Here is a 26,708-nt window from a genome sequence, read left to right on the forward strand (position 1 = left end):
GCGTCATCCCCCCGAATTCCCCCTCAGTCCTTCCAGTTGCTCCACCACGAAATCGACGTTCAGTGGAGTCCATACCCCAGCCCCCTCTGGCTTGTCCCCGAACGTGCCGTAGGCGAGGATCAGCGAGAGCGCGGCCGCGACCACCAGCACCCCTGCCATCACCATCGCCGCTGTTCTCGAGGGTACGAGCGATGAGAGCGTTCTGCGCATCTGTTTGCCCGGACCTTCGACTCCGGGGCCCGCGCAGAGGGTCCACAGGGCGATGGAGGCGCCCCAGGACAGGGCGTAGTAGGGACTCATGTGGACCACCACGGTGAGCAGCAGCGTCACCGGCAGCCCGAGTATCAGCGCGTAGAGCGTGAGCGCCAGCGTGATGCCCGCCGACTTGGCGAGCACGGCGGGGAAGGCGAGCACCCTGACCACGTCGAGCGCCGCCGCTCCCGCGGCCCTGCGGGCCACGAGCTGCGGCTGCGCCAGGTCGGCCGCGCGCAGCAGGATCACCGCGGGCAGCGCGACGGCCGCCACGATGACGGGCGCGAGCACGGCCGCCACGATCATCAGGACCAGCAGCATGGCCGCGGAGATGCCGTACGCGCGGGAGCGCTGCAGCACCTTGCCCGGCGGCACGCTCGGGACGTACGGCTCCCGCATGGTGCTCGGGTCGGACTGCGGCGGCACATACGGTGGCTGCTGCGCCGGGATGTAGGGCGGCGGCTGCAGCGGCACCGGGTTGGGCCGCGCGTACTCGGGCGGGCCCGCGTTGGGCCTGCTCAGGTCGGGCCGGCTCCCGTGGGGCGCCGCCGCGGCGTGCGGAAAAGGCCCCGCCTGTGGAGGCACGGCGTTGGGCCCGCTCGCGCTCGCAGGCAGGGCGTTGGGCCCGCTGGTGCGCGGGGGCACCGCGTGGGGGCCGCTCGTGGCCGGCGGCGCGACGGGAGGCGGGCCGGGCGGCCCGGCGTGGGGAAGCGCGTTGGGCTGGCTCGTGCCGGACGCCGGCGGCTGCAGCAGCCGCCGGAACTCGGGCGAGTCGGGGCGTACGCGCCGGGTGGGCACGTCGCCCTCGCTCGGCGGCGGCACGGGCGGGCTCTGCTGGAAGCCCTGCTGCGGCACGCCCTGGGACGGCGCACCCTGCGGCGGCCCGCTCTGCGATGGCGCGGCGGCGCCCTGCGGCGGCTGGGCGGCCGCCTCGCGCTGGATGCGCCGCAGCTCCTCGGGCGAGACCCGGCGGGTCGGCCACGGGTCGCCCTGGTCGGGCAGCAGCGAGACGTACTGCTGCTCGGGCTGCGACGGCGCGGGCGTGCCCGCCTGGTCCTGGCTCTCGATCAGCCGCTGCGGCGTCACCGGCGGCGTGGAGATGTCGTAGGACGGCTTGTCGGCGACACGCGGCGGGGCCGCCTTGTACGCGTCGGGGTGCGGCACCGTGGAGATCTCCTCGGGCGCGCCGCCCGGCGGCGGCTTGGGCAGCATGCGCGCAGTCTGCTCGGCCAGCTCGGCGGCCTTGGGCCGCTTGGCGGGATCGCGCGAGAACGCGGCCTTGAGCAGCGGCTGCAGCTCGGGCGGCGCGGCGCTGATGTCGGCCTTGCCCGCGGTGATGTTGTAGAAGATCATCTCCAGCGTGCCCTTGCCGAAGGGCGGCTGGCCCGTGCAGGCGTAGAGCATGGTGCCCGCCCACGCGTGGATGTCGACCTCCGGCCCGGCCTCCTGGCCCTCGATGATCTCGGGCGCGAGGTAGCCGGGGGTGCCGATGAACATGCCGGTCTGCGTCAGCCGCGTGGCGTCGACCGCCTGGGCGATGCCGAAGTCGATCAGCACGGGCTCGCCGTCGAGCAGCAGCACGTTGCCGGGCTTGAGGTCGCGGTGGATCACGCCCACCGAGTGGACGGCGGCCAGTGCGGTCGCCACGCCGTGCGCCACCTTGACCAGCGCGGGCAGGTCGAGCGGCCCGTCGTCCTTGACGATCTCGTCGAGCGGCCGGCCGGGGACGTAGCGGGTGACGATGTAGGGGCGATGACCGGTGACGTCGGCGTCGAGGACCTCGGCGATGTACTCGCTGCGCACCCTGCGCATGGTCTCGACCTCGCGCGAGAGCCGCCGCCTGGCGACCTCGTCGCCGGCGACCTCCGCGCGCAGGACCTTGACCGCCACCTGCCGCCCCTGGGGGTCGACAGCGAGGTGGACAACGCCCATCCCGCCTTCACCGAGCCGCCTGAGCAGCCGGTAAGGGCCTAGTCGGTCATCGTTCATGGCATGAAGCACCATACCGGCTTAATCCCCGCCCACGAGATGAACCATGAGGCCACATTCCCACTCGTACAACGTCCACGAAGCCCTCTCCGGTTTCCCAAACGACGGTCTCGAATCGGCCTCGATTTCGTCGTTCAGCCGGCCAGGGTGAGCACCTCTGCCTGCTTCAGCCCGGCCAGCGTGGCACCGGAGACGGCGAGCTTCGACCTGCGCACCCCGCTGCCGATCACGACCCGCGGATGCTCGGCGACCCTGGTGTCCACCAGGATCGGCCACTCTTCGGGCAGGCCGACGGGGGTGATGCCGCCGTACTCCATGCCGGTGAGCTCCACCGCGTCGGCCATCGGAGCGAAGCTGGCCTTGCGGGCGCCGAGATGCCTGCGCACGACGCCGTTGACGTCGACCCGCATCGTCGCGAGCACCATGCAGGCGGCGTAGCGCGTCTCGCCGCCCCGCTTGGCCGCCACCACGACGCAGTTGGCCGACTCGTCCATGCCCACGCCGTAGCGCTCGCAGAACGCGGCCGTGTCGGCCAGCTCGGGGTCGATCTCGGCGACCTCGGCACCCTCCAGCTCGGGCACGGCGCGGGCCACGGGCTCGGCGAGGAGGTCGAGCCGCTCGGTCGCGGGCACCCACTGCAACGTCATCTCCCACTCCTTGGATCGCTTCTCCTGCCGAGCCTATTGCGGCCGTCAGAAGCAGCGTGCGGCGTCACGGCGACTGCAACACGCGCTGGTGCAGCTTGGTGACGACGGCGCGGGCCGACTCCATGGCCCCCGCCTGCCAGGCGATGAGATGGGTGAGCCAGTCGCCCGCGAAGTAGACCCTTCCGGCCGGGCGTTGCAGAAGAGTGAACGACGAATCAAAGGCAGGCCAGCGCACCCAGCCGCCCTCGATGTGCTCCTGCCGGTGCCAGGCGACGGAGGCGCTGGACAGGACGTTCTGTCGGTACTTCTCGCCGTGGATCTTCTTGCCCTGGGTGAGCGCCCTGCGCCTGCGGTCCTCGGGGCTGAGCGCGCCGTACAGCTCGGCCTCGGGGCCGGTGTTGTAGTAGCCGACGAGCAGGCCGCGCTCGGCGTGGTAGTCGTGCGAGGGGTACCAGATGTGGGTGATGTCGAGGTCGGTCTCGGTGACGCCGCCGTAGATGCGGTCCTCGCGCTCCCACCAGCGGGTGGCGTACTCCAGGCCGATCTTGCCGGCGGCGACCGGGGTCGGCTTGGCCAGCGCGCTGGTGACCTGGGGGCCGAGGTTGTGCGGGATCCTCGCGAGGATGTGCGGGGGCAGCGTGGCGATGCAGTAGTCGGCCTTCATCACGCCGCCGGTGTAGGCGACCTCGACGCCGTCGTCCATCGTGGTGATCTTGGTGACCTTGGCGCCGGTCTTGATCCGGTCCGTGCCGACGGCCTTCTGCAGCGCGGTGACGATCGCGTCCATGCCGCCGACGGGCTGGAACATGGGCGTGGCCTGCTCGAAGCCGAAGTCGTTGGTGATCGCCCTGCCGGTGCCCGCGGCCAGCACCTGGCGGAGGGTGCCGGGGCCGTCGAGCGGGGTGCCGGCGCCGACCGCGGGCCACTCGGCGAAGCCGCGCCGGTCGGAGCCGGTGTAGTCGAGCCTGGGTCCGAGGTCGCCGAAGCGCCTCAGGAACTCCAGCAGGCGCTCCTTGTCGTCCCTGGTGAGGGTTCTGTCCAGGGCGCCGGTGTCAGTGGCCTTCGCGAGGAGTTCGGCGACATATCCGTACATGTCGGCGCGGGCGGTGCGGGCCCGCATCGTCTTGCCGTTGACGTGCACGTACGCGGCGGCGTTGGAGTTGACGAACGTCTCGATGGGGACGCCCAGCTCGCGGCAGTAGTCGAGGGTGACCATCCACGGCGCGATACGGCCGGGGCCCGCGTTGAAGTAGACGCCCTCTCCGAACGTCACGTCCTGGGCCGGGCCGTTCAGCTCGGTCACGCGGTCGCCGCCGCGCAGCGTGAGGTTCCTGCCACCGGCCTTGGGCCTGGCCTCCAGCAGCGTGCAGTCGTAGCCGGCCTTGCCCAGCTCGTACGCCGCGGTGAGCCCCGCCACCCCGGCGCCCAGGATCACGACGCTGGCCGACGCTTTGCCGCGCAGCGTGAAGTCGCCCTCGCGCGGCGGCGTGAACTCCTTGTCCTGCCCGGTGGGCGCCAGGCCGAGCGCGCCCATGGCGGCGTACATGGCGCCCGCGCCGCCCGCCGCGCCGATCCCGACGAGCAGGCCGCGCCGGGTGAGCGCGCCGCCCTTACCGGCCCCTTTGCGCGTCTCCTTGACGGCTTCCTTGCCGCCGGTCTCGCCGTCAGCCATAGGGGCCGCTGCCGCACGCGACCTGGCCGCCGATCGTGGCGAAGATCCCGAACAGGGCCATGATCTGCGTGAAGTCGTCGGTGGTGAACTCGGTGTGGCGGGTCCCGGCGAGCTTGACGCCCGGCACGAGCGCGACGGCCGCGGCGATGGCGGTCGAGTTCCACTCCACGCCCAGCGTGTACGGCGGCTCCACGACGTACGGCGTGAAGTCGGTCAACCGGTTCAGCGCCCGCTCGGTGGCCTCACGGATCCTGGCCTGGGCCACGCTCGGCGGCAGCAGCTCGGCCGAGAACTTGTCGATGCCCTTCTTGACCGCCACGGTCTCGACGTCGCCGAGCAGCTCCCGGGCCTCCTCGCCGACCGCCTCGTCCCCGGTCACCAGCACCACGGGCACCCCGTGGAAGCCGGCGCACGCAGCGACCAGGCGGGTCTCGCCGCACAGTTCGCCGTTGAGGTAGACGTTCTGGATCTCCTTGCCCATCCACGTGTGGTTGAGCACGCCGTCGGGCACCCCGGCGCGGGCGTGGTAGCCGACGAAGCAGGCCGCCTGGAACGACCCGTCGAGTCCCTGCGCCATCCGCTGCGCCTTGCCGGGCCCCCTGACCAGGGTCGCCCTGGGGTCGAGCAGGTCGATCCTGAGGTTCTTGGTGGAGCCGTGGGCGTCGTTGACCAGCACGGTGCTCGCCCCGGCCGCGTACGCCCCCTCGATCGCGGCGTTCGCGTCGGCCGTCATCAGCTCGCAGCCGCGCTCGTAGCCGCGCTTGCCGGCGTGCATCTCCTCCGGATCGGTCAGCCCGGTCACGCCCTCCATGTCGACCGACAGATAGACCTTCACGCCGTCGCTCCACTCCCCCAGGTCTCCACCTGGCGCACTTCGGACTCCGTCATCAACCCGACGTTCGCCTCGATGAACGCGGCCGCCTGCGCGCGCCAAGGCTCCGGGATCTCCTCCAGCGCCGGCGGGTAGCAGTGGTCGAGCCAGCGCGTCGTCTCCTCGCTGACGTCGAAGTAGTCGAGCGCGGGGGCGAAGACGGTGTTCTCGATGCCGGGGACGCGGGCCAGGCCGTACTGGATCATCTCCTGGCCGCCGTACGGCGGCTTCTTGAGGTACTTCTTGACCGCGGGATGCTCGGGCTTCATCGGCGTGTTCAGCGGGCGGCGCTCCACGGCGGCCTGGATGAGCTCCTTGTAGAGGCACTTGCCGCAGTTGCGGCAGGGGCCGTCCACGCCGCGCAGGCACCAGCGCACCTGCTCGCGCAGCGGCGAGCCGAGCGCCAGCCGCATCGTGGTCGCCTCGCTGACCCCGCCGACGGGCAGCACGATGTGCACGCCCGCCGCCGCGAATAACCGCCCCCAGCGGCCGTGCGGCGCCCACATGGGGTTGTCGGGGGTGTAGCGCCACAGGTAGCGGCCGCCGCCGAGCCAGCGCGAGCCCATCTCGTAGCCGAACCCCAGGCCGCCGATGTCGAGCGCGTCGGCGAGCAGCAGCGCACCGGCGGCGACCGCGTGGTGCTCGGGGTAGCCGGGGCGCGGCTCGGCGAGGGTGTACTCCAGGTCGGATTCCACCACGGTCAGCTCGCGGCCGGTCTGGGCGGCCAGCTTGGCCAGCACGTCGGAGCGGTAGTGGGGCCAGCGGTTCGGCACGCGCGGATGCGCCACCCGGCGGAAGTGCACGAACGGCGCCTCCGGGTACATCGTCGCGGCCGCCACCGAGTCGGCGCCGCCGCTGTAGGAGATGGCCAGCCGCGACCCGGGACGCCGCCGCTCGGCGCCCACCGGGCCCGCCTCGACGCCCCAGCCGGCGTGCAGCGCCTCGGCCAGCTCGGCGGAGATCGCCCGGTCGAAGGTGACGCGCCTGCGCGTCCACGGGGCGACGACCGTCCAGGCGGCGACGGCGTACAGGTCGGGGTGTGCGTCCTCCGGGACCCCGCGGATCGAGCAGGAGTTGATGGCCAGCTTGATCGGGTACTCGTCGGAGGCCCTGCCGGTGATCTCGTCCTCGGGGTCGAGGCGGAAGCTCAGGTGCGCGGCGCCCGTCCAGGTCACGCGCACGGCTGCTCCTCGGCACGGCCCCGCTCGTCACGGCGCTCGTTCCGGCGCTCGTCTCGGAGCTGATCCTTGAGCTGGTCGATGGCCTGCCAGACGAGGACCTCGTTCTGCAGCACGCCGTCGAGCGCCTTGGCGGTCTCCTGGGCCAGGCGGTGGGTGTCGTCGATCTTCTTTTTGTCGATCACCGGCTGGCGGGCCTTGCGCAGCCGTTCGACCTCCTGCTGGAGGCGCTTGACCTCCTGCTGGAGGGTGGCCATCTCACGCCGCAGCGTCTGGACCTCCCAGAGCGCGTCCTTGATGTCCTGCCGGTGATCGGCGATCGAGATGTAACGAGAGTCGAACCACGTGCGCACGGCCTTTTTGAGCCGCGCCGGGACCGGGACGCGCTTCATGGAAGGCCACCATAGTGGCAAACGAATCCACCTTTGGACGCCGGTAACCGGATGTTCTGGCTTCTGTTGGATATCCGCCCAGATAGGCCGCGAGAACGCTCAGCGACCGGTGAACTTCGGCTTGGTCCGCTCCGTGAACGCCCGCATGCCGATCTTGGCGTCCTCGGTGGCGAACATCCCCGAGAAGTGCAGCCGCTCGATCTCCAGGCCCGTCTGCAGATCGGTCTCAAGACCGTCGTCGATGGCCCGCTTGGCGGCGCGCAACGCGAAGGACGGCCCGCCGACGAAGGTGGCGGCCCACTCGAGCGCGGCGGTGTAGACCTGCTCGTCCGGCACCACCCGGTCGACCAGCCCGATGGCGAGCGCCTCGGCGGCATCGACGTGGCGGCCCGAGAAGATGAGGTCCTTCGCGCGGGACGGGCCGATCAGCCGGGGCAGGCGCTGGGTGCCGCCCGCGCCGGGGATGAGGCCGAGCTGCACCTCGGGCTGGCCCAGCTTGGCCGACTCGCCCGCCACCCGGAAGTCGGCGCACAGCGCGAGCTCGCAGCCGCCGCCCAGGGCATAGCCGGTGATGGCGGCGATGACCGGCTTGCCGATGCGGGCCACCGCGTTCAGCGCGCCCTGGAGGGTGGCGGAGTGCGCGGCCATGTCGGCGTACGACATGGTGGACATCTCCTTGATGTCGGCCCCGGCGGCGAACACCCGCTCACCGCCGTACAGGATCACCGCCTGCGCCTGCGGATCGGCGTCGATCAGCGTCGCCGCCTCGGCCAGCTCCCGCTGGACCTGGCCGTTGAGCGCGTTCATCTTCGGACGGTCGAGACGGATCGTGGCGATCTGGTCGGCCACTTCGACGCTCACAAACTCACCCATGACCCGAACCTAACAGCCGGAGATCACCTGCCCGCCGCCGCCATGACCTCGTCCACGGACTTCTTGCTGCGCGCGACCCTGACGATCGCGGCGGACAGGCGCGCCAGGTCCGCCCCGGAACCGGCCAGCTCCGCGAGCGGACCCGCCTGGCGCGGCAGGCCCAGCTTGCCCGCACCGTCCAGCACCCGCCGGTCCAGGTGCGGTGCGACCTGCGGCCAGACGGCCTGCACCTCGCGCAGGAAGATGTCGGCGCCCGCCGGCCCGATGCCGGGGAACTCCATCAGCAGCTCCGCCATCCGCCGCTCGTCGCCGCCGGCCTCGTCGCGCAGCCGCCGCAGGTCGCCCTTCCAGCGGTCGATGATCAGTTCGGCGCCGTCGCCGAGCATGGTGGCGGTGCGCTCGTCGTAGCGGCGGTAGTGCCCGCGGCCCAGCGCGTCCACCCGGTCCTGCCAGGTCGCCTTCCGCATGCCCTCGGGCGTGCCGCATCCGGCCGCGAACAGCTCCTTGGCCGCCGCCACCGCCACGTCCGCCGAGATGCGCGCGCTCAGCAGCGTGGCGAGCACCAGAAGCTGGTAGAGCGGTTTGGGGCGGTCGGCGAGCCTGATCCCCGCCTCGCCCGCGTACGTGCTGCCGTAGCGGTCGAGCAGCGCCTCGACGACGGCTCCCGCGGTCTTTGCTCCCATGCCGTCCCCGCTACCCGCGACCCCCGCGCGCATGTGTTTGCCGCTCCCGGGCCGGGGGAGTCGGAGGGTTCCAAGAGGACAAAGGAGCAGCTCGTGCTGACATTGACCGATAACGCCGTGGTCGCCATCCGCGACCTCTTGGTCGGGGAGAACGTGCCCGCCGAGGCGGGCCTGCGCATCGCCCCGAAGGCAGACGAGGCAGGAACGCTGGAGGTCACGCTGGCGAGCATGCCGCACGCCGGTGACCAGGTCGTCGAGAAGGAGGACGTACGGGTGTTCGTCGCCGAGGAGGCCGTGCGGATCCTCGACGACAAGGCGCTGGACGCCCAGCCGGGCAGGCCGGGGCAACCGTCGTTCCGGCTCGACCGGCGCACCTGACCGCACGCGGGCTCGGCGGCGCACCGCCGGGCCCGTCCCCTCACCGCTTCCCTCGCGAAAAGACGGGACACAGCGGATGTTTCGTGTGACGATGACGGCGCGTCCGATTCCAGGGAGTGTCCGATGTGTCACGATCCGCTGCTTCCTTCGCCCGTGGCCGCCGCACTGGCCGACTACCGATCGTTGCGCGACGCGCATGACGTCCGCTGGGGCGAGCCGCCCCTGTCGTACGTGGTCCAGGCGTGGGCCACCCTCTACCTGCGAAACGACCGCGACTTCTGGCCCATGGGCTTGCGGCAGATGGCCGCGCGGCTGCCCGATGTGCCCGAGGAGGAGCTGGAGGACCACCTCGGCGAGGTGGAGCTCGACCGGCTCGTCCGCGACGCCCTCGGCGGCCAGACCCCCATCCACCTGCCCGCGCTGCGGCTCACCCCGGACGGCTGCGCCGTGGCGGCCGAGCCCCGGGTGGTGGTGGACGACCGCCCCTTACGTACGCCGTTGCTGCTGGACTCCAGCCGCGACAAGCCGGTCACGGTCGTCGTGGACGGCACCACGTACGTGGTCGAGCCCGGCGGGGCCAAGGTGGTCGAGGTGGCCGGGCCGGTCAGCGTGGACGGTCAGCCGGTCGATCTCTCGCCGCTGGTCAGACGGGCGCCGGCGGCCAGGCTGCGGCTGCGCGCCGGGTTCCCGTGCCGGTGGAGCGTCACGGGCGGCAACGGGCAGGGCTGGTACCCAGAAGGCGCGCCGCCCAAGCTCGACGGGCTGCGGCGGCCGTTCTTCCACGGCGACGACATCGTGCTCGACGTACCGGCCGAGCCGCTCACCGTGACCGTCACCCGTGGCATGGAGTACGGCACCGCCGAGGCCGTCGTGACCCCGCAGCCGGGCGGCGAGACGCTGGTCGAGCTGACCCCCGAGCGGATCTACGACGCCGCCGCGCGCGGCTGGTACGGCGGCGACATGCACGTCCATCTCAACTGGATGGGCGAGGAACCGGCCGCGCCCGCACTGGCCGCCGCCGCCCAGCACGGCGAGGACCTGCACGTGCTCAACCTCGTCGCGGGCAATGTGGCGAGCGAGCGGGTCTACGACCGGGAGGCGCTCGAGCACTGGGTGGGCGAGGACCTGCCCTGGTCGGACGAACGCCACCTGGCCAGGATCGGCGTCGAGTACCGCAGCGACCTGCTGGGCCACTTCACCGCGTTCGGGCTGCGGCGGACGCCGAGCCGCTACCACACCGGGTTCGCCGGGGCCGTGGACTGGCCGGCCAACGCGGTCGCGCTGGAGGAGCTGCGCTCGCTCGGCGGGCTCACCGGGTACGGGCACCCGTTCCACACCCCGTTCACCGACGACGACCCGCCCGACGTCGTGCTCGACAGGGCGCGCAACTGCTCGGCCAGGGAGATCGTCGCCGACGCGGCACTCGGCCTGATCGACTCGCTCGACGTGCTCAACCACTCCTCGATCGCCGCGACCGCGGCCGTCTACCGGCGGCTCATCGGCGCGGGCAACCGGCTCGCCGTCACCGCGGGGACCGACGCCGTGCTGTCGTTCTGCCGCCGGGGCACCTCCTCGGGACCGCCCGGCTGGGAACGCGTGTACGCCCGGGTCGATGGGCCGCTGACGGCGCAGTCGTACGCAGAGGCGATCAGGGCCGGGCGGACCTTCGCGACCACCGGGCCGTGGCTGGAGCTCACCGTGGACGGGCATGGGCCGGGTGACCGGCTCGACCTGGCCCCTGGGCAGCGGGTGGAGATCACGGTCGAGTCCATCGGGCCCGAGGTCGACACGCTGGAGATCCGTACCGCCGACGGCGTGCTCGCCCAAGGGCCGCCGGGACGGCTCGCGGCCACGCTGGAGGTGACGGAGCCGACGTACGTGGTGGCCGTCGCCACCGGCGGGCCGCACCCGCGCACCATGCGCGCCGACGGCGCGCACGCGCACACCAGCCCCGTCTACCTCGACGTCGCGGGGCGCGCGGTGGCCAGGGAGGCCGACGTGCGGTGGTGCCTGGCCTGGCTCGACCGGCTGGCGGAGCTGGTGCGCCGGTTCGGCGTGTTCGACTCCCCCGAGCAGCTCGACGACCACCTGCGGCTGTACGAGCGCGCCAGGGACGTCTACCGCGCCCGCCTCCCCTGAGAACGTCTGCCGCTGAGAACGTCTGCCGCGCCCGCCTCCCCTGAGAACTACGCCTTGCCGGAGAGCCGTTCGACGCCGCGCAGCAGGGCCGAGTGGTCGAGGCCGCCGTCGCCGTTCGCGTCGGCGGCGGCCACGAGCTGCGCCACGAGCGCGCCGAGCGGCAGCACGACGCCGGCCTCGCGGGCGGCCGAGGTGACGATGCCCAGGTCCTTATGGTGCAGCTCGATCCGGAAGCCGGGCTCGAAGGTGCGCTCGACCATGTTCTTCCGCTTCTGCGCGAGCACCGCCGACCCGGCGAGCCCGCCGCCCAGCACCTCCAGCGCGGCCTCCAGGTCCACCCCGTACGCCCGCAGGAACACCACCGCCTCCGCCAGCGCCTCGATGTGGGCGGCGACCATGAGCTGGTTGGCGGCCTTGACGGTCTGCCCGGCCCCGCTCGGCCCGACGTGCACGACGGTCTTGCCCACCACGTCGAAGATCGGCTTGGCCGCCTCGAACGCCTCGGCGTCCCCTCCCACCATGATCGACAGGGTGGCGTTGCGCGCGCCCGCCTCGCCGCCGGAGACCGGGGCGTCGAGGTAGCGCAGGCCCCTGCGCCCCGCCTCCTCGGCCAGCTCGCGCGTGACATCGGGGCGGATGGTGGAGAAGTCGATGATCAGCGTGCCGGGCGCGGCGTGGGCGAAGACGCCGTCGTCGCCTCTCAGCACGTTCTGGACGTCCGGCGAGTCCGGCACCATGATCGCCACGACCTCGGCGCCCGTCACGGCCTGCGCGACCGATTCGGCCACCCGGCCGCCCGCCTCCGCCAGCGGGCGCGCCTTCGCCGGTGTGCGGTTGTAGCCGGTCACGTCATGCCCGGCGTTGACCAGGTGCACGGCCATGGGACTGCCCATGATGCCCAGGCCGATGAAGGCGATGGCGGTCACTGCGATGATCCTCCCGTGTCGGACGCTGTGTCGGACGCTGTGTCGGACGCTGTGTCGGACGCTGTGTCGGACGGCGCCTTGGACGCTGCGCCGGGGTGGCCGCCGCGCTGCTCCGTGGGCAGCCAGGCGAACGCGCCGGCGGTCTCCGCCCGGTATTCAAGGCCGACGTACCCGTCGTAGCCGGTGGCGTGCAGAGCGTCGAGCCACCGCTGCAACGGCAGCTCCCCGGTGCCCGGCGCGCCCCTGCCCGGCGCGTCGGCGATCTGGACGTGCGCGATGCGGCCCGCGTACCGGTCGATGGCCGCCGGCACGTCGTCGCCGTTCACGGCCAGGTGGTAGAAGTCGGCGAGCAGGCCCGCGTTCCGCACCCCGGCCAGCCGGTCGAGCACGGCCACCGCGTGGGCGGCGGTCAGCAGCGGGTAGCGGGGCGCGCCGCTGACCGGTTCGAGCAGCACGGTGCCGGGCACTCCTGCGGCGCAGGCGGTCAGCGTCTCCAGTGCGAGCTCGTCCTGCTCCTCCGGGGCGACGCCGTCGATGCGGTTGCCGTACAGGGCGTTGAACGCGCGGCAGCCCAGCCGCTCGCCGATGGCGGCCACGACCGGGATGTTGTCGAGCAGCTCCTTCGTACGGCCCGGCCACGACACCAGGCCGCGGTCTCCTGCCGCCATGTCACCGGCGAAGAAGTTGAGCCCGGTCAGGCGTACGCCCGCGTCCTCGATCGCGCGGGCGAACGCCTCCACCTCGCGATCCTCCGGCACCGCCACCGGCCACGGCCACCAGAACTCCACCGCGCCGAACCCGTCGGCGGCCGCCGCGTGTGGTCGCTCCAGCAGCGGCAGGTCGGTATAGAGGAGAGAGCAGTTGACGGTCCACCTGGTCACGCACGAGCCTCTTCCGGTCGGGCGGGCCTCCCGTCGGGGGCCCGCGCCCACTCCTGGTCGAGATGGCATCGTGGCACACCGTACGCCGCCCGCCCGCCGCGGGGCGGCGCGGCCTCCACCGCACCGGCCGGCACTCAGACCCGCCCCCCTGACCACGCGGCGGATGTTCACATCGGCTCGCCGGCGACGGAAGCGGCCTGACAGCCCCGACATCACCGGCCCGGCGGCGCCGGACGTCGACTGACAGCCCCGACGTCACCGGCTCGCCGGCATCGGGCTGCGGGGCGATAGGCGACGGACGGCGCAGCGGCGACGGGCGAATGCCGGCCCGAGCCGCACAAGGTTGACCTCAAGCTTGCTTGACGTTGCACGCTCGGAAGGCGAACCCGATCCGTCTTCTCTTGGAGCACCCCATGCATGCCGTCGTTCTGCATTCTTTCGGTCCCGCCGAGAACCTGCGTTACGAGGTGGTCCCCGACCCCGAGCCCGGCCCCGGCCAGGTGCGCATCGCCGTGAAGGCGGCCGGTGTGCACTTCATCGAGACCGTCATGCGGTCCGGGGCGACCGGAGGGATCATGCCGCCGCTGCCCGAGCTGCCGACGATCTTCGGCGGCGAGGTCGCGGGCCGCGTGGACGCCGTCGGCCCGGACGTGGATCCGTCCTGGATCGGCCGTGACGTGGTGACCTCGGGCGGCCGTCCCGGCGGGTACGCCGAGCTGGCCGTCGCCGACGTGACCGCCCTGCACCCGCTGCCCGAGGGGATGGACCACGTGACGGCCGCCGCGATGATCGTCACCGGCGCCACCACGATGCACTTCCTGGACGTGGCCGCGCTGACCTCCGCCGACGTGGTGCTGGTGACGTCGGCGGCCGGCGGGATCGGGCGGCTGGTCGTCCAGTACGCCCGCCGCATCGGCGCCACCGTGGTCGGCGCGGCGGGCGGGCCCGCCAAGGTGGCCGCCGTCCGCGACCTCGGTGCCGACCTCGCCGTCGACTACAACCAGCCGGGCTGGGACGAGGAGGTCGCCGGGCACCTCGGGGGCCGCAAGGTCACGGCGGTGCTCGACGGGGTGGGCGGCGACAAGGGGCGCGCCGCGTTCGGGCTGCTGGCCGACGGCGGCCGGTACGTCACCATCGGCAACGCCTCCCGTGCGGACTTCTGGCCTGCGGACGAGGAGCTGTCCGCGCGCGGTCTCACCGCGACCAGCGCCCTGCAGCTCCTGCACGAGCATCCGGAGAAGAGGCCCGAGTACGAGTCCAGGGCCCTGGCCGCCGCGGCCGATGGCACGCTCGTGCCGGCCGTACAGACCTTCCCGCTGGAGCAGGCCGCCCAGGCCCACGCCGCCCTCGAATCCCGCCGCACCACAGGCAAGGTCGTCCTCGTCCCGTGACGGAGGGACCCGCCGGCCTTCGGTGCGGCGACGCCGGCCGGAGCGCGCCCGGCCCCTGGCGTCCTCGGCCTCACGTCGGCCGAGGCTGAGGTGCGGCCGTCGGCGAGTGCGCTCGGCTCCGAAGCACGGCTCCCCGGGCGAACGCCACTCCGCCCCGGGGCGCGTCAGCCCGGCGGCGAGCGCCTCCCACCCACCACCTCGGCCCGACCGATGCGGCAGCGAACGCATCTCACCCCCCACCCCGAGGGACGGCCGGTGTGGCGGCGAAGAGCATTAAGAGCTGAAAAATATCTTCGCAAAGATCTCGCCTGAGAAGGAAAATGTTGAGACGCTGAGTCGCGATATGCGCCCCCCCAGTCCCGAGGAGTGGTTCATGCGCAGACTACTGGCGACCTCGCTGGTCGCCCTGCTGGCCTTAACGCCGGCGAGCCCCGCCCAGGCGGAGGCGCAGGTGCCGGCCGATCGGCAGCAGGCGTTCGCGGCGGCGGCGAAGGAGTTCGGAGTCCCCGAGAGCGTGCTGCTGGGCGTCTCCTACCTGGCGTCCCGGTGGGACGCGCACGCCGGACAGCCGTCCGTCGACGCGGGCTTCGGCCCCATGCACCTGACCGACGCCGCCGCCTTCACCGCAGGCAACCATCATGACGCGGGCAAGGAGGACGCGCGCGGCGACGAGAGCCGTCCGCTGCCCGCCCCCGAGCCCAGGCCCGCACCCGAGGAGCTGCCGGCCTCGCTGCGCACCATGGAGCGGGCCGCGCAGCTGACCGGCGAGAGCCGCGAGCGGCTGCGTACGGACGCCGCCGCCAACATCCGCGGCGGCGCGGCGCTGCTCGCCGACTACCAGAAGTCGCTCGGCGCGCCGCTCAGCGACGACCCCGGCCAGTGGTACGGCGCGGTCGCGAAGTACTCGGGCGCCGAGGAGGCGGGCGCGGCCAAGTTCTTCGCCGACGAGGTCTTCTCGATCATCAAGGAGGGGGCCGAGCGGACGACGGACGACGGCCAGCGGGTCCGCCTGCCCGCCGTGCCGCGCCTGAACGCGATCACGAAGTGGCTGGAGAAGCTCGGCCTGCGCCCGCCGGTGCGTCCTGACGGCATCGAGTGCCCGGCCTCGATCTCGTGCGAGTGGATCCCGGCCGCGTACGAGCAGCTGCCGAACGACGACTACGGCCACTACGACCTGGCGAACCGTCCGGCCAGCCAGAAGGTCGAATACATCATCATCCACGACATGGAGGGATATTTCCTGCCCTCCATCCGCCTCAACCAGGACCCCACCTACGGCGCGAGCTGGCACTACTCCGTCCGCTCCACCGACGGCCACATCGCCCAGCACATCAAGACCAAGGACGTCGCCTGGCAGGCGGGCAACTGGTACATCAACGCCAAGTCCGTCGGCATCGAGCACGAGGGCTTCCTGGCGGAGGGCGGCACCTGGTACACCGAGGCGATGTACCGCTCGTCGGCCCGCCTGGTCCGCTACCTCGCGCTCAGGCACGGCGTGCCGCTCGACCGGGCCCACATCCTCGGCCACGACAACGTCCCCGGCACCCTGCCGTCCACGGTGCAGGGCATGCACGAAGACCCGGGCCCGTTCTGGGACTGGGCGCACTACTTCCAGCTCATGGGCGCGCCGCTGCACGGCCTGGGCGGCCCGCGTTCCGGCGCGGTGATGATCAAGCCGGACTTCGCCACGAACAAGCCGTACTTCTACGGCTGCGACCGGCAGAACCCGGAGGCCGACTGCCCGCCGCTGCCGGCCGGCACCGTGTGGCTGCGCACGGAGCCGCGCGAGGACGCGCCGCTGGTGAAGGACATCGGCAAGCACCCGACCGGCGAGTCCCTCTACAGCGTGTACGACCACAGCGCCCGCGCCAGCACCGGCCAGCGCTTCGCCGTGGCCGAGCGCCGCGGCGACTGGACGGCCATCTGGTACCTGGGTCAGAAGGCGTGGTTCCACAACCCGGCATCGAACCCGACCGCCGTGCCGTCCATGGGCCTGGTGGTCACCCCGAAGCCGGGCAAGGAGACCGTGCCGGTGTACGGCAGGGCCTACCCCGAGCAGGAGGCGTACCCGGAGGGCATCCCGTACCAGGAGGTGACCCCGCTGCAGTACACGTTCTCGGCGGGCGAGAAGTACACGCTCGCGGGCGTGGCGCCGGCGGAGTACTACCGGGCGGTCACCTTCAACCTGGAGGACCACACGGTCGTGCGCGGCAAGACCAAGTACCTGCAGATCCAGTTCGGCCACCGCGTCATGTTCGTCAAGGCTGACGACGTGCGGGTGATGTTCTCCGGGTGAACTCGGTGACGGCGCGCCTGGTGCTTTCGAGCGCCTCCTGAGAGGAGTCGAACGTGCGCTGGGCGACGCCGACGAACAGGCAGTCGACGACGAGGAGCTGGCTGATCCTGCTGGCCAGGGCGCCGGGACGGAACTCCGTCTCGCGCCCGGCCGAGATCAGCACGTGTTCGGCCAGCTCCGCGATCGAGGAGCGGGGGTTGTTGGTGATGGCGACCGTGGTGGCCCCCGCCTCCTTGGCCCGGCTCAGCGGCTCCAGCACGTCGGGGGTCTCGCCGGAGGTGCTGATGCCGATGGCGACGTCACCTTCACGCAGCAGCACGGCGCTGGTCAGCGCAAGGTGGGCGTCCTGGAAGGCGTGGCTGGACAGGCCGATGCGCATCAGCTTCTGTGCGACGTCCTCGGCGACCAGGCCCGAGGCGCTGACGCCGTAGGCGTCGATCCTGCGGGCGCCGACGATGGCGTCGACCACCAGGCCGAGCCGCTCGGAGGTGAGCTGGGCGACGGTGTCGTTGATCGCCTCCGACTCGGCCCGCGCCACCTTGTGGATGACCTCCGACAAAGGGTCGTCGGGGGCGAGGTCGCCGGGCACCAGCCGGTCGGGCTGTGCGGCGGCGGCCGCTAAGGCCAGCCTGAGCTGCGGGTAGCCGGAGAAGCCGAGCAGCCGCGCGGTGCGCACGATCGTGGCCTCGCTGGTGCCGGAGGCGGCGGAGAGCTCGGTGATGGTGCTCCTGGCCACCGTCGCGGGGTCTTCGAGGATGAGGCGGGCGACGGTCTGGGCGGCAGGCGTCAGCGACGGCAGCACACCGCGGACCGTGGCCACCAGAGTGTCGGCCCGCAGGCCGTTCCCGCTGTCGTCCACCCCCTGATTATGCCGTGTTGACCGCATAGTTGGCCGCACGAGGGAATGCCGCTGTCCTAGCGCAATGTCCCGTTCGTCATGCCGGTCGGTTCCTCGGGCACGGTGACGAGGCCCAGCTCCGCCGGGGTGACGAGCAGCGGGTGGTGCGGGACGACGCGCACGGTGTAGCCGAACGCGCCGGTGCGGTCGAGCGGCACCTTCCCCGTGTAGTGGGCGCGCCGGTCGTCGTCCACCGACTGCACCGACAGCGTCGCATACGACGGGCGCTCCAGCTCGTCGTGCGGCCCGACCTTCCCGTACGCGGCCTGCACCTGCACGTCATCGGGATCGAGGTCGCCGAGCGCGATCGTGGCGTGCAGCTCGATCGAGGCTCCGACCTCCGGCGTGTCGCCCACGCCCGTCGCCTCGACGTGCTCGACCCGCACTCCCGGCCAGGCCCTGGTCACCCGCACCCGCCAGGCGGCGAACGCCTTGGCGGGGGCGTAGGAGTCGGCCGACAGCGCGCGGGCGGAGGCGGCGGCCGGGTTGTAGAGGTTGAGCACGTACTCGCGGAGCATGCGCCCGGCGAGCACCTTCGGGCCGAGCGAGGCCAGCGTGTGCTTGACCATCTCCATCCAGCGGCGCGGCAGGCCGTCGTAGGCGCGGTCGTAGAAGCGGTCGGACACCTCGTGCTCGATGAGGTCGTAGAGGGCTGCGGCCTCCAGCTCGTCGCGGCGGTCGGGGTTGGTGACGCCGTCGGCGGTGGGGATGGCCCAGCCGTTGGTGCCGTCGTACCACTCGTCCCACCAGCCGTCGCGGATGGACAGGTTGAGCCCGCCGTTGAGCGCGGACTTCATGCCCGAGGTGCCGGACGCCTCCAGCGGGCGCAGCGGGTTGTTCAGCCAGACGTCGCAGCCCTGCACCATGAGCTGCCCGAGCGCCATGTCGTAGTCGGGCAGGAACACGATCCGGTGGCGGACCTCCGGCTGGTCGGCGAACTTGACGATCTGCTGGATCAGCTTCTTGCCGCCCTCGTCGGCGGGGTGCGCCTTGCCGGCGATCACGATCTGCACCGGGCGGTCGGGGTGCAGCAGCAGCTCCCTGAGCCGAGCCGGGTCGCGCAGCATGAGCGTGAGCCGCTTGTACGACGGCACCCGCCGCGCGAACCCGATGGTCAGCACCTCGGGGTCGAGCGCGTCGTCGATCCAGCCCAGCTCGGCGTCGGAGGCCCCGCGCTCGCGCCACGACTTGCGCAGCCGTACGCGGGCCCCTTCGACCAGCCGCCTGCGCAACTGGCCGCGGATCCGCCAGATCTCCTCGTCGGGGATCTTCTGGATGTCCTCCCAGCCGCGGGCCCGCTCCACCAGCGTGGGCACCTCGCGCCCGGCCAGCTCCATGAGCTCGCGGCCGACCCAGGTGGGGGCGTGGACGCCGTTGGTGATCGAGCCGATCGGCACCTCGTCCACGTCAAAACCGGGCCAGAGATCTTTGAACATCTCCCGGCTGACTTCGCCGTGGAGTTTGGAGACGCCGTTGACCCGCTGGGCCAGGCGCATGCCCATCACGGCCATGTTGAACCTGGACGGATCGGACTCCGCGCCCAGCGCGAGAATGCGTTCGACGGGCACGGTCGGCCAGGCGTTCGCGCCGCCGAAGTGCCGCTCGATCATGTCGCGCGGGAAGCGGTCGATGCCGGCGGGCACGGGCGTGTGGGTGGTGAACACGGTGCCCGCGCGCACCGCCTCGAGCGCCTCGTCGAACGACATGCGGGCCTCGGTCAGCTCGCGGATGCGTTCGAGCCCGAGGAAGCCGGCGTGGCCCTCGTTGGTGTGGAAGACCTCGGGCTCGGGGTGGCCGGTGATGCGGCAGTAGGCGCGGATCGCGCGTACGCCGCCCACGCCGAGCAGCAGCTCCTGCATGAGCCTGTGGTCGGTGCCGCCGCCGTAGAGCCGGTCGGTGACGTCCCTGGCCGCGTTGTCGTTCTCGGCCACGTCGGAGTCGAGCAGCAGCAGCGGCACCCGGCCCACCTGCGCGACCCACACCTGGGCGTGCAGGACGCGCTCGTCGGGCAGCGACAGGCGGATCTTGACGGGCGTGCCGTCGGGCTCCTTGAGCAGGCTGAGCGGCAGCCCGCCGGCGTCGAGCGACGGGTAGTGCTCGAGCTGCCAGCCCTCGGGTGAGAGCGTCTGGGTGAAGTAGCCGTGGCGGTAGAGCAGGCCCACCGCGAGGATGGGCACGCCCAGGTCGCTGGCGGCCTTCAGGTGGTCGCCGGCGAGGATGCCGAGGCCGCCGGAGTACTGCGGGAGCGCGGCGGCGATGCCGAACTCCGGCGAGAAGTAGGCGATGGCCCGCGCGCTGTCGGGCAGCGTCTGGTACCAGCGTGGAGCGGTCATGTATTCGCGCAGGTCGTCCGCCGCGTCGGCGAGGCGGCGCAGGAACCGGCGGTCGGCGGCCAGCTCGGTGAGCCGGGCCGGGGTGACGGCGCCGAGCAGGGCCACGGGGTCATGGCCGACCTGTTCCCACAGATCGGCGTCGACCTCCGCGAAGAGGTCCATTGTCTCCGGGTGCCATGACCAGCGGAGATTGTGGACGAGCTCGCCGAGCGCGGCCAGCTCCGCGGGCAGGACGGTGCGGACGGTAAACCGGCGGATAGCTCTCACGTTTCTGCACCCTACGGGCTAGGAGGGACCTCTGAGTCCTTCACCCTCATCAAGGCCCTTCAAACCCCTTCCGGGAACAAGCATGAAGAGCGACTATTGGGGCAACTTTCCAGGTTGTTGGGCTATCCCGCGCTCACTCGTGGGAGGTCTATCCACTGCTGTCCACGAATCACATGCAAGGATCGATCCTGCCAGGGAAAGCCTCCGGCGGCACCGGGAGTGTCGCCGCAAACCTCTGAATGCGATGATCGGACGAATTCCCATCACGGACATCTCCCCCGTCGTCGACTGCGGGCAGTGGCCCGCGAAGGCGGTCGCCGGCGAGACCTTCGAGATCTCGGCGACCGTGTTCAGAGAAGGACACGACGCTGTCGCGGCGGGCGTGGTGCTGACCTCGCCCGACGGGCAGCGCGGACGTTTGAGACAGATGCGCGAGCTGGCGCCCGGCACCGACCGGTGGGGCGTCGAGGTCTCGCTGCCCGCCGAAGGCGACTGGCTGTTCCGCGTCGAGGCGTGGAGCGACCCGATCACGACCTGGCTGCACGACGCGGAGATCAAGATCCCGCGCGGCATGGACGTGGACCTCATGTGCGAGGAGGGCGCCCGGCTGTTCGAGCGGGCGGCCAAGGCCGTGCGCCCGGCCGACTGCCCCAACGCCGGGGAGGTGAAGAACGGCGGGCAGCGGCAGAACGGCACCGGCGAGGGCGCCTGCGGCCACCGCGCGGCCCTGCTGTCGATCTCGGCCACGCTGCGTGATGAGAACCTCGACCCGCGGGCCCGGCTGTCGATCGCCCAGCTTCCCGAGACGGCCGCGCTCCTTGAGGCGCATCCGTTCCGCGAGCTGGTGACCAGGTCGAAGTCGCACAAGATCAGGGTGGACCGGCGCAGGGCGCTCTACGGCTCCTGGTACGAGTTCTTCCCCCGGTCGGAAGGCGCCGTGGTCAGCGAGAACGGCATGTCGAAGTCCGGCACGTTCCAGACGGCCGCCAAGCGGCTGCCCGCGATCGCCAAGATGGGCTTCGACGTCGTCTACCTGCCGCCCATCCATCCGATCGGCAAGACGTTCCGCAAGGGGCGCAACAACACGCTGAGCCCCGAGCCCGACGACCCCGGCTCGCCGTGGGCGATCGGCTCGGAGGACGGCGGCCACGACGCGGTCCACCCCGACCTGGGCACGATCGAGGACTTCGACGCGTTCGTCGCCCGTGCGCGGGAGCTGGGCATGGAGATCGCGCTGGACTTCGCGCTCCAGTGCTCACCGGACCACCCGTGGGTGAAGGAGCACCCCGAGTGGTTCACGATCAGGGCCGACGGCTCGATCGCGTACGCGGAGAACCCGCCGAAGAAGTACCAGGACATCTACCCGCTCAACTTCGACAAGGACCCCGAGGGGATCTACAACGAGGTCAAGCGGGTGCTGCGGCACTGGATGGACCACGGGGTGCGGATCTTCCGGGTGGACAACCCGCACACCAAGCCGGTGTCGTTCTGGGAGCGGCTGCTGGCCGATGTGCACCGCACCGACCCTGATGTGATCTTCCTCTCCGAGGCGTTCACGCGGCCGGCGATGATGCGTACGCTGGCGAAGACCGGTTTTCACCAGTCTTATACGTATTACACGTGGAAGAACAGCAAATGGGATGTTGAGAGCTACTTGACCGAACTGGCCAAGGAGACCTCTGCTTACCTGCGGCCGAACCTGTTCGTGAACACTCCGGACATCCTGCATGAATACCTGCAGCACGGCGGGGTGCCGGCGTTCAAGATCAGGGCCGTGCTCGCCGCGCTCGCCTCGCCGACGTGGGGCGTCTATTCCGGTTACGAACTCTACGAAAACGTGCCGGTTCGCCCCGGCAGCGAGGAATACCTAGATAGCGAAAAATATCAGTACAAACCGCGCGATTGGGCCGCGGCCGAACGCGAAGGACGGACCCTCGCTCCCTTCATCACTCATCTGAATTTGTTCCGAAGAGCGCATCCCGCGCTTCAAGAATTGCGTAATCTACGGTTCCACAGGGTCGACTCACCGGACATCGTTTGCTTCTCCAAACGACTCCCGGGCGCCTATGACCCGGCCACACGAAGGCACGGTCTGGGCGACGTCGTCATAGCGGTCGTCAACCTCGATCCACACCACACCCACGAGGCGACTGTTGATCTCGACCTGCCTGCGCTCGGCCTCGACTGGAACGCCGAGTTCGTCGTCGACGACGAGTTGTCAGGCGAGTCGTACCGCTGGCGGCAGAGCAACTATGTACGCCTCGACCCCCACATCCAGCCTGCCCATATTCTCACCGTAAGAGCCGCGCCACGGTAAGAACCGAATTCAGCGGGGAGTCTTCGACGTGTGTGAAAGCGCCTCCCTCATGAGCCTCCTGCGAGGCGGCTCATGAGCCTCACACCTATTCCCAACACCTTTGACGAGGAGAAACCGCGCGACCCCCATTGGTACAAGCGCGCGGTCTTCTACGAGGTCCTGATCCGGGGTTTCTCCGACTCCAACGGCGACGGGACCGGCGATATCCGGGGACTCATCAACAAGCTCGACTACCTGCAGTGGCTGGGCGTGGACTGTCTGTGGCTGCTGCCCCTGTATGAATCGCCGCTGCGCGACGGTGGTTACGACATCTCCGATTTCATGAAGATCCTTCCCGAGTTCGGCGACCTCGGGGACTTCGTGAAGCTGGTCGACGAGGCGCACAAACGCGGCATGCGGGTCATCGCCGACCTGGTCATGAACCACACCAGCGACGCGCATCCGTGGTTCCAGGCGTCCCGGCACGACCCCGAGGGCCCGTACGGCGACTTCTACGTCTGGTCCGACACCGACGAGAAGTACCAGGACGCCCGGATCATCTTCATCGACACCGAGACGTCCAACTGGACCTACGACCCCGTACGCGGCCAGTACTACTGGCACCGCTTCTTCCACCACCAGCCGGACCTCAACTACGAGAACCCGGCCGTGCAGGAGGCCATGCTGGAGGTCCTGCGGTTCTGGCTGGACCTGGGCATCGACGGGTTCCGGCTGGACGCGGTGCCGTACCTCTTCGAGGAGGAGGGCACCAACTGCGAGAACCTGCCGAAGACCCACCAGTACCTCAAGCGCATCCGCGCCGAGGTGGACCGGCTCTACCCCGACCGGGTCCTGCTCGCCGAGGCCAACCAGTGGCCGTCGGACGTGGTGGAGTACTTCGGCGACCCGGTCAACGGCGGGGACGAGTGCCACATGGCCTTCCATTTCCCGCTGATGCCGCGGATCTTCATGGCCGTCCGCAGGGAGTCCCGCTTCCCCATTTCCGAAATTTTGGCTCAAACGCCGAAAATTCCGGAAAATTGCCAATGGGGGATCTTCCTCCGCAACCACGACGAGCTCACGCTCGAAATGGTCACGGACGAAGAGCGCGACTACATGTACGCCGAGTACGCCAAAGACCCCCGCATGCGGGCGAACGTCGGCATCCGCCGCCGCCTCGCGCCCCTGCTGGAGAACGACCGCAACCAGATCGAGCTGTTCACCGCGCTGCTGCTCTCGCTGCCCGGCTCCCCCGTGCTCTACTACGGCGACGAGATCGGCATGGGCGACAACATCTGGCTCGGCGACCGCGACGGCGTGCGCACCCCCATGCAGTGGGACCCCGACCGCAACGCCGGCTTCTCCGACTGCGACCCCGGCCGGCTCTACCTGCCGGTCATCATGGACCCGATCTACGGCTACCAGGCCATCAACGTCGAGGCCCAGCAGAAGAACGCGGGCTCGCTGCTGCACTGGACCCGCCGGATGATCGAGATCCGCAAGCGGCATCCGGTCTTCGGGCTCGGCGGCTACGCGGAGCTGAACTCCTCCAACCCCAGCGTGCTCGCGTTCGTCCGCGAGCTGGGCGACGACCGGATGCTGTGCGTGAACAACCTGTCACGCTTCCCGCAGCCGGTGGAGCTGGACCTGCGCAGGTTCGTGGGGGTGTCACCGGTGGAGACGATGGGCGGCGTACCATTCCCGGCGATTGGCGAACTTCCGTATCTTTTGACGCTTCCCGGGCATGGGTTCTATTGGTTCACACTCCCGCCGGCCATCACCCAGGAGGAGTAGGGCGTGCTTGATCAGCTCCTTGCCGTATGGATCAGCCGTCAGCGTTGGTTCGGCGGCAAGGGGCGCCCGATCGACGAGCTGTCGATCGAGGCGGACGTCGAGCTCTCCCCGGGCTGCGGCACCTCGTGATCGCGGTCTGGCAGGAGGGCTCGCGTGACCGCTACCAGCTTCTGGTGGGCGAGCGTACGGACCTGCCCGACCGGCTGAGCCACGCCCTCATCGGCACCGCGGGCGACACCTACCTCTACGACGCGGTGCATGACAGCGACCTGATGCACGTGCTGCTCGAGGGCATGGCGGCCGGTGAGACCCGCAGCGGCCTGCGCATGCGGCACGTGCCGGACCACGTCATCGACACCTCGCCCCGCAGCTCCGTGCTCGGGGCCGAGCAGTCCAACACCTCGCTGGTGTACGGGGACTCCTACATCTGCAAGCTCTTCCGTCGGCTCATCCCCGGCGTCAACCCCGAACTGGAGATCATCACCGCGCTGGCGGCCAGGAACGCGCCGCACATCGCGCAGCCGTACGGGTGGATCGAGGCCGATCTCGACGGCACCGCCACCACACTCGCGATCATGCAGGAGTACCTCACACCCGCCAACGACGGCTGGGACCTCGCGCTGGCCAGCGTGCGCGACCTGTACGCCTCCATGCCCGAGGTGCCGGCGGGCGAGGCGGGCGGCGACTTCGCGGCCGAGGCGCTGCGGCTGGGCATGGCCACTGCCCGCGTGCACCACGAGCTGGCCGCCGCCTTCCCCACGGACGTCGTGGAGATCCACGAGATCAAGCGCATGGCGGAGGGGTTCAGGCGGCGGCTGGGCCGGGCCGTGGGCGAGGTACCCGAGCTGCGGGAGCATGTGAGCGTCATTGAGGACGCCTACCACCAGGTGGAGCTGCTCACCACAGAGGTGCCCGTGCAACGTGTTCACGGAGACTTCCATCTGGGGCAGGTCATGCGCACCCCGACGGACTGGGTGATCCTCGACTTCGAAGGCGAACCGGGCCAGCCACTCGCCGAGCGCCGCGCCCTCTACTCGCCGCTGCGGGACGTCGCGGGCATGCTGCGCTCGTTCGACTACGCGGCCCGCCACCTGCTCGCCGGGCACTCCGAGGCCGAGAAGCTGGAGCCCCGCGCCCAGGAGTGGGCCGACCGCAACCGCGCCGCCTTCCTCGACGGCTACGCCGAAGGCGGCGGCGTGATCACTCCGGCCGACGCGGCGCTGCTGCGGGCGTTCGAGCTGTCCAAGGCGGTCTACGAGGTCGTGTACGAAGCCCGCAACCGCCCCACGTGGCTGCCCATCCCGCTGGCCGCCTTCCGCCCGCGCACCACGTGAGCCGCCGTCACGCCGATGCGGGCTCGTCCACCAGCTCCTCGACCAGCCCCGACAGGCCCTCGTGCCCCAGGCCGCGCGCCACGCGGCGCTCCATGATCTCCTGCATCGGCAGCAGCAGGTCGGGCCGCACGCCCTGCTCGTGGAACGCGCGCGGGCGCCGCGCTGCGGGTGAAGGTGTCGCAACTGCGGCGGGCGCTGGGGGACCGTGAGCTGGTGGCGTACCGGCCGCCGGGGTACGCGCTCTTGGCCGAGCCCGAGGCCGTGGACGCCGGGCTGTTCGCCTCCCTGCTTCAGCGCGCCCGTCGGACCGCCGGGCTTGAGGAGCGCGCGGCGCTGCTGCGTCAGGCGCTCGACCTGTGGCGGGGACCTGCCTTCGCCGAGTTCGCGAGCGCCCCCTTCGCGCTCGCGGCCGTCTCCAGGCTGGACGAGCAGCGGCTGGTGGCGTACGAGGAGCTGGCCGAGACGCGGCTCGGGCTCGGCGAGCACGCGCTGGTGGCCGCCGAGCTGGCCGACCTGGTGGCCGCGCATCCCCTTCGGGAACGGCTGCGCGCCGCGCACATCCGCGCCCTGTACGGGGCCGGGCGGCCCGGCGAGGCGCTGGCCGGCTACCAGGACCTGCGCAGGCGGCTGGCCGGAGAGCTGGGCCTCGACCCCGGGCCCGAGCTGGTCGAGCTGTCGAGGTCGCCGAGGCGGTCGCCGCCGTGCTCGGGCTGCGCGACGACGCGCCCGGCGCGCTCCAGGACCGCCTGCCCGCCGCGCTCGCCGGTCGGCCGACGCTGCTCGTGCTGGACAACTGCGAGCACGTCATCGAGCAGGTCGCCGAGCTGGCCGGGCGGCTGCTGCGGGCCGCACCGGAGCTGCGCGTGCTGGCCACCGGCCAGGAGCCGCTGCGCATCGAGGGCGAGACCGTGTACGCCGTGCCGCCGCTCGACCTGGAGGCGGCCGTCGAGTTGTTCACCGCCCGCGCCGCGCTCGGCACCCGCCCGAGCGGCGAGGCCGATCCCGACGTGGTGGAGATCTGCGCGCGGCTGGACGGCATCCCCCTCGCGCTGGAGCTGGCCGCCACGCGCATGCGCACGCTGACGCCCCGGCAGCTCGCCGAGCGGCTCGACGACCGGTTCCGGCTGCTCGCCTCCGGGCATCGCGACGCGCCGGCCAGGCAGCGCACGCTGCGGGCGATGATCGACTGGAGCTGGGAGCTGCTGACCGGCGCGGAAC

General features: G+C 71.2%; 21 protein-coding genes and 1 pseudogene. 9 read left to right on the top strand and 13 right to left on the bottom strand.

The features are described from left to right. Window positions 1–3 precede the first annotated feature (3 nt). The 8 genes from ACFMQL_RS07575 to ACFMQL_RS07610 form a co-directional block, all read right to left on the bottom strand. On the bottom strand, window positions 4–2,241 hold the full coding sequence (locus ACFMQL_RS07575) for a protein kinase (protein WP_378785043.1): 2,238 nt from the start codon (window positions 2,239–2,241) through the stop codon (window positions 4–6). Window positions 2,242–2,375: 134 nt separating this feature from the next. After that, entirely contained in the window at window positions 2,376–2,888 is a 513-nt protein-coding gene (locus ACFMQL_RS07580) for a YbaK/EbsC family protein (protein WP_364059132.1), read from the bottom strand. Between the two features lie 64 nt (window positions 2,889–2,952). Next, entirely contained in the window at window positions 2,953–4,560 is a 1,608-nt protein-coding gene (locus ACFMQL_RS07585; protein WP_364059135.1) for a flavin monoamine oxidase family protein, read from the bottom strand. Next, entirely contained in the window at window positions 4,553–5,395 is an 843-nt protein-coding gene (locus ACFMQL_RS07590; protein ID WP_364059138.1) for a M55 family metallopeptidase, read from the bottom strand. Before ACFMQL_RS07590 ends, ACFMQL_RS07585 begins: the two co-directional genes overlap by 8 nt. Continuing rightward, window positions 5,392–6,612 (bottom strand): DUF6395 domain-containing protein, encoded by a 1,221-nt coding sequence (locus ACFMQL_RS07595; protein ID WP_364059142.1) that lies wholly within the window; start codon window positions 6,610–6,612, stop codon window positions 5,392–5,394. Before ACFMQL_RS07595 ends, ACFMQL_RS07590 begins: the two co-directional genes overlap by 4 nt. Next, window positions 6,603–7,001: a hypothetical protein gene (locus ACFMQL_RS07600; RefSeq protein ID WP_364059145.1), complete on the bottom strand. Its 399-nt coding sequence runs from the start codon at window positions 6,999–7,001 to the stop codon at window positions 6,603–6,605. Before ACFMQL_RS07600 ends, ACFMQL_RS07595 begins: the two co-directional genes overlap by 10 nt. Window positions 7,002–7,100: 99 nt before the next feature. Continuing rightward, window positions 7,101–7,874: an enoyl-CoA hydratase-related protein gene (locus ACFMQL_RS07605; RefSeq protein WP_364059148.1), complete on the bottom strand. Its 774-nt coding sequence runs from the start codon at window positions 7,872–7,874 to the stop codon at window positions 7,101–7,103. Between the two features lie 23 nt (window positions 7,875–7,897). Beyond that, on the bottom strand, window positions 7,898–8,557 hold the full coding sequence (locus ACFMQL_RS07610; RefSeq protein ID WP_364059151.1) for an endonuclease: 660 nt from the start codon (window positions 8,555–8,557) through the stop codon (window positions 7,898–7,900). 93 nt (window positions 8,558–8,650) lie between these two features. On the opposite strand from ACFMQL_RS07610, the gene ACFMQL_RS07615 reads away from it, so the two are divergent. After that, window positions 8,651–8,935, top strand: coding sequence for a Fe-S cluster assembly protein HesB (locus ACFMQL_RS07615; RefSeq protein WP_364059154.1), 285 nt, complete (start codon window positions 8,651–8,653; stop codon window positions 8,933–8,935). A gap of 123 nt (window positions 8,936–9,058) precedes the next feature. Continuing rightward, complete coding sequence (locus ACFMQL_RS07620; RefSeq protein WP_364059157.1) at window positions 9,059–11,074, top strand: CehA/McbA family metallohydrolase; 2,016 nt, start codon at window positions 9,059–9,061, stop codon at window positions 11,072–11,074. A gap of 47 nt (window positions 11,075–11,121) precedes the next feature. On the opposite strand, the gene ACFMQL_RS07625 is transcribed toward ACFMQL_RS07620, so the two are convergent. Both ACFMQL_RS07625 and ACFMQL_RS07630 read right to left on the bottom strand, forming a co-directional pair. Further along, entirely contained in the window at window positions 11,122–12,006 is an 885-nt protein-coding gene (locus ACFMQL_RS07625) for a 2-hydroxy-3-oxopropionate reductase (RefSeq protein ID WP_364059579.1), read from the bottom strand. Continuing rightward, entirely contained in the window at window positions 11,997–12,881 is an 885-nt protein-coding gene (locus ACFMQL_RS07630; protein WP_378785047.1) for a hydroxypyruvate isomerase family protein, read from the bottom strand. Before ACFMQL_RS07630 ends, ACFMQL_RS07625 begins: the two co-directional genes overlap by 10 nt. Before the next feature lie 413 nt (window positions 12,882–13,294). On the opposite strand from ACFMQL_RS07630, the gene ACFMQL_RS07635 reads away from it, so the two are divergent. Together ACFMQL_RS07635 and ACFMQL_RS07640 are read left to right on the top strand one after the other, a co-directional pair. Beyond that, entirely contained in the window at window positions 13,295–14,272 is a 978-nt protein-coding gene (locus ACFMQL_RS07635) for a zinc-binding dehydrogenase (RefSeq protein ID WP_378785049.1), read from the top strand. A 373-nt stretch (window positions 14,273–14,645) separates the two neighbouring features. Next, a complete protein-coding gene (locus ACFMQL_RS07640; protein WP_378785050.1) occupies window positions 14,646–16,568 on the top strand; it encodes an N-acetylmuramoyl-L-alanine amidase in 1,923 nt (640 codons plus the stop codon). Here the strand turns inward: ACFMQL_RS07640 and ACFMQL_RS07645 are convergent. Continuing rightward, the gene (locus tag ACFMQL_RS07645; protein ID WP_378785051.1) at window positions 16,531–17,427 is read right to left on the bottom strand and encodes a MurR/RpiR family transcriptional regulator; all 897 of its coding nucleotides are present in this window, start codon (window positions 17,425–17,427) and stop codon (window positions 16,531–16,533) included. The genes ACFMQL_RS07640 and ACFMQL_RS07645 overlap by 38 nt on opposite strands. Before the next feature lie 56 nt (window positions 17,428–17,483). Then, the gene (gene glgP / locus ACFMQL_RS07650; protein WP_378785052.1) at window positions 17,484–20,066 is read right to left on the bottom strand and encodes an alpha-glucan family phosphorylase; all 2,583 of its coding nucleotides are present in this window, start codon (window positions 20,064–20,066) and stop codon (window positions 17,484–17,486) included. Window positions 20,067–20,310: 244 nt separating this feature from the next. On the opposite strand from glgP, the gene ACFMQL_RS07655 reads away from it, so the two are divergent. The 4 genes and pseudogenes from ACFMQL_RS07655 to ACFMQL_RS07670 all read left to right on the top strand — a co-directional run bounded on the left by ACFMQL_RS07655 (window position 20,311) and on the right by ACFMQL_RS07670 (window position 25,490). Beyond that, on the top strand, window positions 20,311–22,383 hold the full coding sequence (locus ACFMQL_RS07655) for an alpha-1,4-glucan--maltose-1-phosphate maltosyltransferase (RefSeq protein WP_364059174.1): 2,073 nt from the start codon (window positions 20,311–20,313) through the stop codon (window positions 22,381–22,383). A 72-nt stretch (window positions 22,384–22,455) separates the two neighbouring features. Continuing rightward, window positions 22,456–24,156: a maltose alpha-D-glucosyltransferase gene (treS, locus tag ACFMQL_RS07660; RefSeq protein WP_364059176.1), complete on the top strand. Its 1,701-nt coding sequence runs from the start codon at window positions 22,456–22,458 to the stop codon at window positions 24,154–24,156. Window positions 24,157–24,159: 3 nt separating this feature from the next. Further along, window positions 24,160–24,359, top strand: a pseudogene (locus ACFMQL_RS07665) (aminoglycoside phosphotransferase); the annotation flags it as partial. Between the two features lie 123 nt (window positions 24,360–24,482). Beyond that, complete coding sequence (locus ACFMQL_RS07670) at window positions 24,483–25,490, top strand: phosphotransferase (protein WP_378790144.1); 1,008 nt, start codon at window positions 24,483–24,485, stop codon at window positions 25,488–25,490. Window positions 25,491–25,497: 7 nt separating this feature from the next. Here the strand turns inward: ACFMQL_RS07670 and ACFMQL_RS07675 are convergent, their stop codons facing one another. After that, window positions 25,498–25,620 carry a hypothetical protein gene (locus ACFMQL_RS07675; RefSeq protein ID WP_364059182.1) on the bottom strand — a complete coding sequence of 41 codons (123 nt, stop codon included), beginning with the start codon at window positions 25,618–25,620 and terminating at the stop codon, window positions 25,498–25,500. 38 nt (window positions 25,621–25,658) lie between these two features. Between ACFMQL_RS07675 and ACFMQL_RS07680 the strand changes: the two genes are divergently transcribed. Beyond that, complete coding sequence (locus ACFMQL_RS07680) at window positions 25,659–26,573, top strand: BTAD domain-containing putative transcriptional regulator (protein ID WP_378785054.1); 915 nt, start codon at window positions 25,659–25,661, stop codon at window positions 26,571–26,573. The last annotated feature ends 135 nt before the right edge of the window (window positions 26,574–26,708 follow it).

Source organism: Nonomuraea fastidiosa, from assembly GCF_042751225.1.
Lineage (GTDB): Bacteria > Actinomycetota > Actinomycetes > Streptosporangiales > Streptosporangiaceae > Nonomuraea > Nonomuraea fastidiosa.